The 9870-nt window shown below is 61.7% G+C and carries 22 protein-coding genes; all 22 read left to right on the plus strand.

All coding sequences use genetic code 11. The features are described from left to right. Positions 1 to 92: EF-Tu C-terminal domain-related protein (locus tag NKJ06_RS32700; RefSeq protein WP_023785181.1), on the plus strand; the 92-nt coding region annotated here is incomplete at its 5' end. Positions 93 to 155: 63 nt separating this feature from the next. Continuing rightward, positions 156 to 464 (plus strand): 30S ribosomal protein S10, encoded by a 309-nt coding sequence (gene rpsJ, locus NKJ06_RS32705; RefSeq protein WP_010909272.1) that lies wholly within the window; start codon positions 156 to 158, stop codon positions 462 to 464. 61 nt (positions 465 to 525) lie between these two features. Continuing rightward, entirely contained in the window at positions 526 to 1248 is a 723-nt protein-coding gene (gene rplC / locus NKJ06_RS32710) for a 50S ribosomal protein L3 (RefSeq protein WP_352633691.1), read from the plus strand. Then, positions 1248 to 1868, plus strand: coding sequence for a 50S ribosomal protein L4 (gene rplD, locus NKJ06_RS32715; RefSeq protein ID WP_352633693.1), 621 nt, complete (start codon positions 1248 to 1250; stop codon positions 1866 to 1868). The genes rplC and rplD overlap by 1 nt, the downstream gene beginning before the upstream one ends. Next, positions 1865 to 2158 (plus strand): 50S ribosomal protein L23, encoded by a 294-nt coding sequence (locus NKJ06_RS32720; protein ID WP_027028839.1) that lies wholly within the window; start codon positions 1865 to 1867, stop codon positions 2156 to 2158. Before rplD ends, NKJ06_RS32720 begins: the two co-directional genes overlap by 4 nt. Before the next feature lie 22 nt (positions 2159 to 2180). Next, on the plus strand, positions 2181 to 3014 hold the full coding sequence (rplB, locus tag NKJ06_RS32725) for a 50S ribosomal protein L2 (RefSeq protein ID WP_027026960.1): 834 nt from the start codon (positions 2181 to 2183) through the stop codon (positions 3012 to 3014). Positions 3015 to 3030: 16 nt separating this feature from the next. Beyond that, positions 3031 to 3309, plus strand: a complete 279-nt coding sequence (gene rpsS, locus NKJ06_RS32730; protein ID WP_006205463.1) for a 30S ribosomal protein S19 — start codon at positions 3031 to 3033, stop codon at positions 3307 to 3309. A gap of 2 nt (positions 3310 to 3311) precedes the next feature. Further along, entirely contained in the window at positions 3312 to 3701 is a 390-nt protein-coding gene (rplV, locus tag NKJ06_RS32735; RefSeq protein ID WP_352633695.1) for a 50S ribosomal protein L22, read from the plus strand. After that, positions 3701 to 4426: a 30S ribosomal protein S3 gene (gene rpsC, locus NKJ06_RS32740; protein WP_013531426.1), complete on the plus strand. Its 726-nt coding sequence runs from the start codon at positions 3701 to 3703 to the stop codon at positions 4424 to 4426. Before rplV ends, rpsC begins: the two co-directional genes overlap by 1 nt. A gap of 27 nt (positions 4427 to 4453) precedes the next feature. Then, entirely contained in the window at positions 4454 to 4867 is a 414-nt protein-coding gene (gene rplP, locus NKJ06_RS32745) for a 50S ribosomal protein L16 (RefSeq protein WP_013531427.1), read from the plus strand. A 13-nt stretch (positions 4868 to 4880) separates the two neighbouring features. Next, a complete protein-coding gene (rpmC, locus tag NKJ06_RS32750) occupies positions 4881 to 5081 on the plus strand; it encodes a 50S ribosomal protein L29 (RefSeq protein WP_006205459.1) in 201 nt (66 codons plus the stop codon). Between the two features lie 11 nt (positions 5082 to 5092). Continuing rightward, positions 5093 to 5332 (plus strand): 30S ribosomal protein S17, encoded by a 240-nt coding sequence (gene rpsQ, locus NKJ06_RS32755; RefSeq protein ID WP_010909280.1) that lies wholly within the window; start codon positions 5093 to 5095, stop codon positions 5330 to 5332. 83 nt (positions 5333 to 5415) lie between these two features. Continuing rightward, complete coding sequence (gene rplN, locus NKJ06_RS32760) at positions 5416 to 5784, plus strand: 50S ribosomal protein L14 (RefSeq protein WP_006205457.1); 369 nt, start codon at positions 5416 to 5418, stop codon at positions 5782 to 5784. A 12-nt stretch (positions 5785 to 5796) separates the two neighbouring features. After that, the gene (gene rplX, locus NKJ06_RS32765) at positions 5797 to 6111 is read left to right on the plus strand and encodes a 50S ribosomal protein L24 (RefSeq protein WP_013531428.1); all 315 of its coding nucleotides are present in this window, start codon (positions 5797 to 5799) and stop codon (positions 6109 to 6111) included. Beyond that, positions 6104 to 6703 (plus strand): 50S ribosomal protein L5, encoded by a 600-nt coding sequence (rplE, locus tag NKJ06_RS32770; RefSeq protein WP_013531429.1) that lies wholly within the window; start codon positions 6104 to 6106, stop codon positions 6701 to 6703. The genes rplX and rplE overlap by 8 nt, the downstream gene beginning before the upstream one ends. A 27-nt stretch (positions 6704 to 6730) precedes the next feature. Then, on the plus strand, positions 6731 to 7036 hold the full coding sequence (gene rpsN / locus NKJ06_RS32775; RefSeq protein WP_010909282.1) for a 30S ribosomal protein S14: 306 nt from the start codon (positions 6731 to 6733) through the stop codon (positions 7034 to 7036). 12 nt (positions 7037 to 7048) lie between these two features. Then, positions 7049 to 7447: a 30S ribosomal protein S8 gene (rpsH, locus tag NKJ06_RS32780; RefSeq protein WP_013531431.1), complete on the plus strand. Its 399-nt coding sequence runs from the start codon at positions 7049 to 7051 to the stop codon at positions 7445 to 7447. 89 nt (positions 7448 to 7536) lie between these two features. Then, positions 7537 to 8070, plus strand: coding sequence for a 50S ribosomal protein L6 (gene rplF / locus NKJ06_RS32785; RefSeq protein ID WP_352633698.1), 534 nt, complete (start codon positions 7537 to 7539; stop codon positions 8068 to 8070). Positions 8071 to 8255: 185 nt separating this feature from the next. Then, a complete protein-coding gene (gene rplR / locus NKJ06_RS32790) occupies positions 8256 to 8615 on the plus strand; it encodes a 50S ribosomal protein L18 (protein ID WP_352633700.1) in 360 nt (119 codons plus the stop codon). A gap of 132 nt (positions 8616 to 8747) precedes the next feature. Next, positions 8748 to 9311, plus strand: coding sequence for a 30S ribosomal protein S5 (gene rpsE, locus NKJ06_RS32795; protein ID WP_006333394.1), 564 nt, complete (start codon positions 8748 to 8750; stop codon positions 9309 to 9311). Positions 9312 to 9335: 24 nt separating this feature from the next. Further along, positions 9336 to 9533: a 50S ribosomal protein L30 gene (gene rpmD, locus NKJ06_RS32800; RefSeq protein WP_006205449.1), complete on the plus strand. Its 198-nt coding sequence runs from the start codon at positions 9336 to 9338 to the stop codon at positions 9531 to 9533. A 22-nt stretch (positions 9534 to 9555) separates the two neighbouring features. Further along, positions 9556 to 9870, plus strand: a 315-nt coding sequence (rplO, locus tag NKJ06_RS32805) for a 50S ribosomal protein L15 (RefSeq protein ID WP_352812074.1), incomplete at its 3' end; no start/stop codon positions are given.

Here is a 9870-nt window from a genome sequence, read left to right on the forward strand (position 1 = left end):
TGCCGATCGCCATGGAAGAGAAGCTGCGCTTCGCTATCCGTGAAGGCGGCCGCACCGTCGGTGCCGGCATCGTCGTCACCATCAAAGAGTAATTTGGACTTAAACCGATCTGTCGCGGGCGCTGCCCGCGCCGCGCCAGAACAAGGAAGTGACGCATGAACGGACAGAATATCCGCATCCGCCTGAAGGCGTTTGACCACCGCGTGCTCGACGCCTCGACGAAGGAAATCGTGTCGACGGCCAAGCGCACCGGTGCCAACGTCCGCGGCCCCATTCCGCTGCCGACGCGGATCGAAAAGTTCACGGTCAACCGGTCGCCTCACGTCGACAAGAAGAGCCGCGAGCAGTTCGAGATGCGCACGCACAAGCGTCTGCTCGACATCGTCGATCCGACCCCGCAGACGGTCGATGCTTTGATGAAGCTCGATCTGGCCGCCGGCGTCGACGTCGAGATCAAGCTCTAAGGGAATGAGAGCGCGGTAAGGGGCGGTGCCCCTGGCCCGGAACTCTAAAGGAATTGAACCGATGCGTTCAGGTGTGATTGCAAAGAAGGTGGGAATGACCCGCATCTACAACGATGCCGGGGAACATGTTCCCGTCACCGTTCTCCTGATGGAGAACTGCCAGGTCGTGGCCCAACGTACGCAAGAGAAGAATGGCTACACCGCCGTTCAGCTCGGCGTTGGCCTGGCCAAGGTGAAGAACACGTCGAAGGCGTTGCGCGGTCATTTCGCGACCGCTTCCGTCGAGCCGAAGGCGAAGGTCGCCGAGTTTCGCGTCTCCGCCGACAACATGATCGATGTCGGCGCCGAGATCACCGTCGAGCATTTCGTCCCCGGCCAGAAGGTCGATGTGACGGGCACGACGATCGGCAAGGGTTTTCAGGGCGTCATCAAGCGTCACCACATGGGCGGTGGCCGCGCCACGCACGGTAACTCGGTTTCGCACCGTTCGCACGGTTCGACCGGCCAGCGCCAGGACCCGGGTAAGGTGTTCAAGGGCAAGAATATGGCTGGCCACATGGGCGACACCCGCGTCACCACGCAGAATGTCGAGATCGTCTCTACCGACGCCGACCGTGGCCTGATCCTGATCCGCGGTGCGGTTCCCGGATCGAAGGGCGCCTGGATCCTGGTCCGCGATGCGGCCAAGGTGGCACTGCCGGCCAATGCGCCGAAGCCCGCCGCGATCCGCGCCGTTGCGGCAGCTGCTAAGAACGAGGCTCCGGCCACAGAGGGAGCGGAATAATGGATCTCAAGATCACAACGCTTGGCGGCAAGGACGCCGGCAAGGTGAAACTCTCCGAGGAGATTTTCGGCCTTGATCCGCGCGAAGACATCCTGCAGCGCGTCGTGCGCTGGCAGCTTGCCAAGAAGCAGCAGGGCACGCACAAGACCAAGGGCCGCGCCGAGATCGCGCGCACCGGCGCCAAGATGTACAAGCAGAAGGGTACGGGCCGCGCCCGTCACCATTCGGCACGCGCTCCGCAGTTCCGCGGCGGCGGCAAGGCTCACGGCCCGGTCGTTCGCAGCCACGAGCACGAATTGCCGAAGAAGGTTCGTGCGCTTGGCCTCAAGCATGCTCTCTCGGCCAAAGCCAAGAGCGCGTCGATCATCATCATCGACGAGCTGAAGCTGACCGAGGCCAAGACGAAGGCGCTGATCGCGAATTTCGCGACGCTGGGCCTGACCAATGCCCTGTTGATCGGCGGTGCCGAGCTTGACAAGAATTTCAAGCTCGCGGCGACGAACATCCCGAACATCGACGTACTGCCCATCCAGGGCATCAACGTCTACGACATTCTACGCCGCGGCACGCTGGTCCTTTCGAAGGCCGCCGTCGAGGCTCTCGAGGAGCGCTTTAAATGACCGACCTTCGTCACTACGACGTGATCGTCTCGCCGGCGATCACCGAAAAGTCGACCATGGCCTCCGAGAACAACCAGGTCGTCTTCAACGTCGCCAAGAAGGCGTCGAAGCCGGAAATCAAGGCCGCCGTCGAAGCGCTGTTCGGCGTCAAGGTGATGGCCGTGAACACGCTTGTCCGCAAGGGCAAGATCAAGCGCTTCCGTGGCACGGTTGGCCGCCAGAGCGACGTCAAGAAGGCGATTGTGACGCTGGCCGATGGCCAGTCGATCGACGTCGCGACGGGTCTCTGAGCAAGGCCGCGAGGACAGAAACATGGCACTGAAAAAATTCAACCCGGTAACGCCCAGCACCCGTCAGCTGGTCATCGTCGACCGCTCGGGCCTCTACAAGGGCAAGCCCGTCAAGGGTCTGACCGAAGGCCTGACCAAGTCGGGCGGTCGCAACAACCATGGCCGCATCACCGCCCGCTTCATCGGCGGTGGTCATAAGCGTTCGTACCGCATCATCGACTTCAAGCGCCGCAAGTTCGACGTCGTTGGCACGGTCGAGCGCATTGAATACGATCCGAACCGCACCGCCTTCATCGCGCTGATCAAGTATGACGATGGCGAGCTGTCCTACATCATCGCTCCGCAGCGTCTGGCTCCCGGCGACAAGATCGTGTCCGGCGAAGCGGTCGACGTGAAGCCGGGCAATGCGATGCCGCTGGCTTCGATGCCGGTCGGCACCATCGTCCACAACATCGAGCTGAAGCCGGGCAAGGGCGCTCAGGTCGCCCGTTCGGCAGGTGGCTATGGCCAGCTGGTCGGTCGTGACCAGGGCATGGCGATCCTGCGCCTCAACTCGGGCGAGCAGCGTGTCGTTCACGGCTCCTGCATGGCCACTGTCGGCGCCGTGTCCAATCCGGACCACGGCAACATCAATGACGGCAAGGCCGGTCGCACGGTCTGGCGTGGCAAGCGTCCGCACAATCGCGGCGTGACCATGAACCCGGTCGACCATCCGCACGGCGGCGGCGAAGGCCGCACCTCGGGTGGCCGCCATCCGGTTTCGCCTTGGGGCAAGCCGACCAAGGGCAAGAAGACGCGGTCCAACAAGGCGACCGACAAGTTCATCCTGCGCTCGCGCCATCAGCGCAAGAGCTAAGAAGAGGTAACGCCAAGTGACTCGTTCGATTTGGAAAGGCCCCTTCATTGACGGCTACCTTCTCAAGAAGGTGGACAAGGTTCGTGAAGGTGGTCGCAATGAGGTGATCAAGATGTGGAGCCGTCGCTCCACCATCCTGCCGCAGTTTGTCGGCTTCACCTTCGGTGTCTACAACGGCCAGAAGCATGTTCCCGTCTCGGTGAACGAGGACATGGTCGGTCACAAGTTCGGTGAATTCGCTCCGACCCGGACCTATTACGGTCACGGCGCGGATAAGAAGGCGAAGAGGAAATAATCATGGGCAAGGCCAAAGCTCCGCGCAGGCTTGCTGATAACGAAGCGCGCGCCGTGTTGCGCACGATCCGTATCAGCCCGCAGAAGCTGAACCTGGTTGCCGCGCTGATCCGCGGCAAGAAGGTCGCGACAGCGCTTTCCGATCTCGAATTCTCGGCCAAGCGGATTTCCGGCACGGTCAAGAAGACGCTGGAATCGGCAATCGCCAACGCGGAAAACAACCACGACCTGGACGTCGATGCACTGATCGTGGCGGAAGCCTATGTCGGCAAGTCGGTCGTCATGAAGCGGTTCCATGCCCGTGGCCGTGGTCGCGCCAGCCGTATCGAGAAGCCGTTCTCGCACCTCACGATCGTCGTTCGTGAAGTCGAAGAAAAAGGGGAGGCCGCATAATGGGCCAGAAAGTCAATCCGATCGGTCTTCGCCTCGGCATCAACCGCACCTGGGATTCGCGCTGGTTCGCGAACACCGGCGAGTACGGCAAGCTGCTGCATGAGGACATCAAGATCCGCAAGTATCTTGAGAAGGAGCTCAAGCAGGCTGCCATCTCGAAGGTCGTCATCGAGCGTCCGCACAAGAAGTGCCGCGTCACCATCCATGCCGCGCGCCCGGGTCTGATTATCGGCAAGAAGGGCGCCGACATCGAGAAGCTTCGCAAGAAGCTGATGGAGATGACGAAGTCCGAGACGCACCTCAACATCGTTGAAGTGCGCAAGCCGGAAATCGACGCGACCCTGGTCGCCCAGTCGATCGCCCAGCAGCTCGAGCGTCGTATCGCCTTCCGCCGCGCCATGAAGCGTGCCGTTCAGTCGGCGATGCGCCTCGGTGCCGAAGGCATCCGCATCAACTGCGCCGGCCGTCTCGGCGGTGCCGAGATCGCGCGTATGGAATGGTATCGCGAAGGTCGCGTGCCGCTGCATACGCTGCGTGCGGACGTCGACTACGGCACGGCCGAAGCGCACACCGCTTATGGCATCTGCGGCGTCAAGGTCTGGGTGTTCAAGGGCGAGATCCTTGAGCATGACCCGATGGCTTCGGAGCGTCGGGCCAGCGAAAGCGATGCAGCGCATGGCGGTGGTGGTGATCGCGAACGCGGTCGTCGTCGCGAAAACGCCTGAGACATTTAGGAATTTGGAGTTAGAACGATGCTGCAGCCAAAGCGCACAAAGTTCCGCAAGCAGTTCAAGGGCCGTATCCATGGTACCGCAAAGGGCGGCACCAATCTGGATTTCGGTGGTTTCGGGCTGAAGGCGCTTGAGCCGAACCGCGTCACCGCGCGTGAGATCGAGGCGGCCCGCCGCGCGATCACACGTGAAATGAAGCGCGCCGGTCGCGTCTGGATCCGTATTTTCCCGGACGTGCCGGTCACTTCGAAGCCGACCGAAGTCCGCATGGGTAAGGGCAAGGGTGCGGTCGATTACTGGGCGGCGCGCGTCAAGCCGGGCCGCATCATGTTCGAGATCGACGGCGTCAACGAAGAAACCGCCCGTGAGGCACTGCGTCTCGGCGCGGCCAAGCTCTCGGTCAAGACGCGCTTCGTGCAGCGCATCGCAGAATAAGGACGGGCTGATCATGAAAGCCGAAGACATCCGGACCAAGACCCAGGACCAGCTGACCGACGACCTGGCCAGCCTGAAGAAGGAGCAGTTCAACCTGCGCTTCCAGAAGGCCACCGGCCAGCTCGAGAAGACCGCGCGCGTGAGACAGGTCCGTAAGGATATTGCGCGTATCAAGACCATCGCTGCGGAAAAGTCCGCGGCTAAGAAGGCTTAAGGACGAAAACCATGCCAAAGCGCATTCTGCAGGGCACCGTCGTCAGCGACAAGAACGAGAAGACGGTTGTCGTCAAGGTCGAACGGCGCTTCACGCATCCCGTGATGAAGAAGACCGTGCGCATGACCAAGAAGTACAAGGCGCACGACGAGAACAACGCCCACAAGGTAGGCGATCAGGTGTTCATCCAGGAATCGAAGCCGATTTCCAAGGATAAGCGCTGGATCGTCGTGTCTTCGGACCAAGCCTGACCTCGGGCGTAAACAACGAATTTTGGACAGACCGGGGAGGGGCTTTGAGCCTGTCCCGTTAGAAAAGAAGAAGGCGGCCAGTCATGATTCAGATGCAAACAAACCTCGACGTCGCGGATAATTCCGGCGCCCGTCGTGTCATGTGCATCAAGGTGCTGGGCGGCTCGAAGCGGAAATACGCTTCCGTGGGCGACATCATCGTGGTGTCGATCAAGGAAGCCATCCCGCGCGGCCGCGTGAAGAAGGGCGATGTGATGAAGGCGGTCGTGGTTCGCACGGCCAAGGACATCCGCCGCCCGGACGGCAGCGTGATCCGTTTCGACAAGAACGCGGCCGTTCTCGTCGACAACAAGAAAGAGCCGATCGGCACGCGTATCTTCGGACCGGTTCCGCGCGAACTCCGCGCCAAGAACCACATGAAGATCATCTCGCTCGCGCCTGAAGTGCTGTAAGGAGCCGGACCAATGCAAAAGATTAGAAAAGGCGACAAGGTCGTCGTGCTGGCCGGCAAGGACAAGGGCCGTTCGGGCGAAGTCCTCTCGGTACAGCCGAAGGAAGACACCGCGCTGGTGCGCGGCGTCAACATGATCCGTCGTCACCAGAAGCAGTCCCAGTCCCAAGAGGGCGGGATCATCACCAAGGAAGCGCCGATCCAGCTGTCGAACATCGCGCTGGCCGACCCCAAGGATGGCAAGCCGACCCGCGTCGGTTTCATCTTCCAGAAGGACGGCAAGAAGGTGCGCGTCGCCAAGCGCTCGGGAGAAGTCATCAATGGCTAAGGCTCAAACCACGAAGCCCAAGGCTGAAAGCAAACAGTCCAAGGCCCAGAACACGCCGCGCCTCAAGCAGGTCTACAACGAGACCATCCGCAAGGCGCTGCAGGAACAGTTCGGCTACGACAACGAGATGCAGGTTCCGCGCATCGACAAGATCGTGCTGAACATGGGCGTTGGCGAAGCGACCGCCGATTCGAAGAAGCCTTCGATCGCGGCCGAAGACCTGGCGATGATCGCCGGCCAGAAGGCCGTCGTCACCCGCGCCCGCAACTCGATCGCCGGCTTCAAGGTCCGCGAGAAGATGCCGATCGGCGCCAAGGTCACGCTGCGCAAGGAACGCATGTACGAGTTCCTCGACCGCCTCGTGAACATCGCACTGCCGCGCGTCCGCGACTTCCGCGGACTGAATCCGAAGAGCTTCGATGGCCGTGGCAACTACGCCATGGGCATCAAGGAACACATCGTGTTCCCGGAGATCAACTACGACAAGGTTGATCAGATCTGGGGCATGGACGTCATCGTTTGTACGACTGCGAAGACGGACGACGAAGCCAGGGCATTGCTCAAGGCCTTCAACTTCCCCTTCCGCCAGTAACGGCAGCGAGAAAAGGAAAAATCTGAAATGGCAAAGACCAGCTCAGTCGAGAAGAACAACAGGCGCCGCAAGCTTGCCGACCAGTACGGTCCCAAGCGGGCTGCCCTCAAGGCGATCATCATGGATCAGTCCAAGCCGATGGAAGAGCGCTTCCGCGCTCAGCTGAAGCTTGCTGCCTTGCCGCGCAACTCGGCCAAGATCCGCATCCGCAACCGCTGCGAAGTTACCGGCCGTCCGCGTGCCTACTATCGCAAGCTCAAAGTATCGCGCATCGCGCTTCGTGATCTCGGCAATAACGGCCAGATCCCGGGCCTGGTCAAGTCGAGCTGGTAAGGAGGACATAACATGTCATTGAGCGATCCTCTCGGCGATATGCTGACCCGCATCCGCAACGCGTATGGCCGCAAGAAGTCGAGCGTTTCGACGCCGGCTTCGCGTCTGCGCACCCGCGTCCTCGACGTGCTGAAGGCTGAAGGCTATATCCGCGATTACAGCCAGACCGACTTCGACAACGGCAAGTCCGAAATCGAGATCGAGCTGAAGTATTTCGACGGCGCGCCGGTCGTGCGCGAAATCGCCCGCGTCTCGAAGCCAGGCCGCCGCGTCTATGTTTCGGCCAAGTCGATTCCGCAGGTCGCCAACGGCCTCGGCATCGCCATCCTTTCGACACCGAAGGGCGTGATGGCCGACCACGAAGCACGTGAACAGAACGTCGGCGGTGAAATCCTCTGCCAGATCTTCTGATCTGGCAGCTGACCGCAAAGTGGAATCCGGTCTTCGGATCGTTCCCGAAGACAGAGACCTGAAACAAGAGAAGTGACGAGGACAAAAAAATGTCTCGTATTGGTAAGAAACCCGTTTCGCTGCCGCAGGGCGTGACCGCGACCGTCAACGGCCAGACCGTGACGGCGAAGGGCCCCAAGGGTGAGCTGAAGTTCGTGGTGAACGACGAAGTGCTGGTCAAGATGGAAGGCAGCGAGATCGCTGTCCAGCCGCGCGACCAGACCAAGGCCGCCCGCTCCAAGTGGGGCATGTCGCGCACGCAGATCGTCAACATCCTGCAGGGCGTCAAGGACGGTTTCGAGAAGAAGCTCGAGATCACCGGCGTCGGCTATCGCGCGGCACTTCAGGGCAAGAACCTTCAGCTGGCACTTGGCTTCAGCCATGACGTCGTCTACGAGACGCCGCAGGGCATCACCATCACGGTGCCGAAGCCGACTGAAATCACCGTGGCCGGCATCGACAAGCAGCAGGTCGGCCAGGTTGCGGCCGAGATCCGCGAATACCGCGGCCCCGAGCCTTACAAGGGCAAGGGCGTCCGTTACGCTGGCGAGAAGATCGTCCGCAAGGAAGGCAAGAAGAAGTAGTCGTGAATGGTGAATGGTGAATGGCAGTAGGATAGAGCAGGGGCCGGGTGGCACTCCGCTTCTACCGTTCTCCATTTTTCCATTCACCATTCACTGCAAATCAACGCCGCGGGGAGCGGTCGCGGGAGGCGCTTTCGCCTACCGCATATGGCGGCCCCCGTTTTTTGAAGGCAAGGAAGACCATCATGGGTACCAAGGAATCCACGCAGCGCCGCGCGCAGCGCGTCCGCCGTCAGATCAAGAAGGTCGCCGGCGAGCGTCCGCGTCTGTCGGTCCACCGCACGTCGAAGAACATCTACGTGCAGGTCATCGACGACGCCAAGGGCCACACCATCGCTGCCGCTTCGACACTTGAGAAGGACTTCAAGGGTTCGCTCAAGACCGGCGCCGATACCGCCGCCGCCGCCGCGATCGGCAAGCTGATCGCCGAGCGCGCCACCAAGGCCGGCGTCAAGGAAGTCGTCTTCGACCGCGGCGCCTACATCTATCACGGCCGCGTCAAGGCGCTCGCCGAGGCTGCCCGTGAAGGTGGCTTGAGCTTCTAAGCATGATCCCGAAAAGTTGCAGACTTTTCGGATAAAGATTATGCGAAGGGAATAACTTTCGCCCCCGGTGACCCACAGAGGCACCGGATCTTATCAGCAACCGTGCTTCCGGAAAAAAACAAGGAACAGGATATGGCACAGGAACGTAGGGATGGCGGCCGCGGCCGCGATCGTGAAGAACGCGATGACGGCATGGTGGACAAGCTCGTCCACATCAACCGCGTCGCCAAGGTCGTCAAGGGCGGCCGTCGCTTCGGTTTTGCAGCACTCGTCGTCGTCGGCGACCAGAAGGGCCGCGTCGGCTTTGGTCACGGCAAGGCGCGCGAAGTGCCGGAAGCTATCCGCAAGGCAACTGAATCGGCCAAGCGCGACATGATCTTCGTGCCGCTGCGCTCGGGCCGTACGCTGCATCACGACGTCGAAGGACGCTGGGGCGCCGGACGCGTGCTGCTGCGCGCTGCCAAGCAAGGTACCGGCATCATCGCCGGTGGCCCGATGCGCGCTGTCTTCGAGACGCTCGGCATGCATGACGTGGTCGCCAAGTCGATGGGTTCGTCGAACCCCTACAACATGGTTCGCGCCACCTTCGACGCGCTGAAGAGCCAGATGCATCCCAAGGATGTGGCTGCTGCTCGCGGCATCAAGTATTCGACCCTTCAGGCCCGCCGCGGCACCGCCGTTGCGGCTGAAGAATAGTCGATCTGACCAGGGATTTTGACCATGGCCAAGAAAGCAACCAAGACCATCACCGTTGAGCAGATCGGTTCGCCGATCCGCCGTCCGAAGGAACAGCGCGCGACGCTGGTCGGCCTCGGCCTCAACAAGATGCACAAGCAGCGCACGCTGGAAGATACGCCCTCCGTGCGCGGCATGATCGCTGCCGTCCAGCATCTCGTCCGCGTCGTGGACGAGGGCTGAGCCAGAGCGCAGGAGAACTCAGATGAAACTCAACGATCTGCGTGACAATGACGGCGCGACGCACTCCAAGAAGCGTCTCGGCCGTGGTATCGGCTCCGGCTCCGGCAAGACCGGCGGTCGCGGCGTCAAAGGCCAGAAGGCGCGCTCCGGCGTTGCCATCAACGGCTTCGAGGGTGGCCAGATGCCGCTCTACCGGCGCCTGCCGAAGCGTGGCTTCAACAACATCTTCGCCAAGAGCTTCACCGTCGTGGGGGGTGGGGCCCGGCCCCGGGGCCGCGCAGCCCACACAGGAGCCGCCCCCGCGCCCCGCGCCCGCGGGTCGCGGGTGTGCGCCCGC

The organism is Mesorhizobium sp. M0293, from assembly GCF_040321735.1.
GTDB lineage: Bacteria > Pseudomonadota > Alphaproteobacteria > Rhizobiales > Rhizobiaceae > Mesorhizobium.

Coding starts and splice junctions, on each gene's coding strand:
- rpmD (WP_006205449.1), top strand. CDS start 9,336: ATGGCCAAGAAAGCAACCAAGACCATCACCGTTGAGCAGATCGGTTCG.
- rpsN (WP_010909282.1), top strand. CDS start 6,731: ATGGCAAAGACCAGCTCAGTCGAGAAGAACAACAGGCGCCGCAAGCTT.
- rplV (WP_352633695.1), top strand. CDS start 3,312: ATGGGCAAGGCCAAAGCTCCGCGCAGGCTTGCTGATAACGAAGCGCGC.
- rpsQ (WP_010909280.1), top strand. CDS start 5,093: ATGCCAAAGCGCATTCTGCAGGGCACCGTCGTCAGCGACAAGAACGAG.
- rplR (WP_352633700.1), top strand. CDS start 8,256: ATGGGTACCAAGGAATCCACGCAGCGCCGCGCGCAGCGCGTCCGCCGT.
- rpsC (WP_013531426.1), top strand. CDS start 3,701: ATGGGCCAGAAAGTCAATCCGATCGGTCTTCGCCTCGGCATCAACCGC.
- rplP (WP_013531427.1), top strand. CDS start 4,454: ATGCTGCAGCCAAAGCGCACAAAGTTCCGCAAGCAGTTCAAGGGCCGT.
- NKJ06_RS32720 (WP_027028839.1), top strand. CDS start 1,865: ATGACCGACCTTCGTCACTACGACGTGATCGTCTCGCCGGCGATCACC.
- rplE (WP_013531429.1), top strand. CDS start 6,104: ATGGCTAAGGCTCAAACCACGAAGCCCAAGGCTGAAAGCAAACAGTCC.
- rplX (WP_013531428.1), top strand. CDS start 5,797: ATGCAAAAGATTAGAAAAGGCGACAAGGTCGTCGTGCTGGCCGGCAAG.
- rplD (WP_352633693.1), top strand. CDS start 1,248: ATGGATCTCAAGATCACAACGCTTGGCGGCAAGGACGCCGGCAAGGTG.
- rpsE (WP_006333394.1), top strand. CDS start 8,748: ATGGCACAGGAACGTAGGGATGGCGGCCGCGGCCGCGATCGTGAAGAA.
- rpsJ (WP_010909272.1), top strand. CDS start 156: ATGAACGGACAGAATATCCGCATCCGCCTGAAGGCGTTTGACCACCGC.
- rplB (WP_027026960.1), top strand. CDS start 2,181: ATGGCACTGAAAAAATTCAACCCGGTAACGCCCAGCACCCGTCAGCTG.
- rpmC (WP_006205459.1), top strand. CDS start 4,881: ATGAAAGCCGAAGACATCCGGACCAAGACCCAGGACCAGCTGACCGAC.
- rplC (WP_352633691.1), top strand. CDS start 526: ATGCGTTCAGGTGTGATTGCAAAGAAGGTGGGAATGACCCGCATCTAC.
- rplN (WP_006205457.1), top strand. CDS start 5,416: ATGATTCAGATGCAAACAAACCTCGACGTCGCGGATAATTCCGGCGCC.
- rpsH (WP_013531431.1), top strand. CDS start 7,049: ATGTCATTGAGCGATCCTCTCGGCGATATGCTGACCCGCATCCGCAAC.
- rplF (WP_352633698.1), top strand. CDS start 7,537: ATGTCTCGTATTGGTAAGAAACCCGTTTCGCTGCCGCAGGGCGTGACC.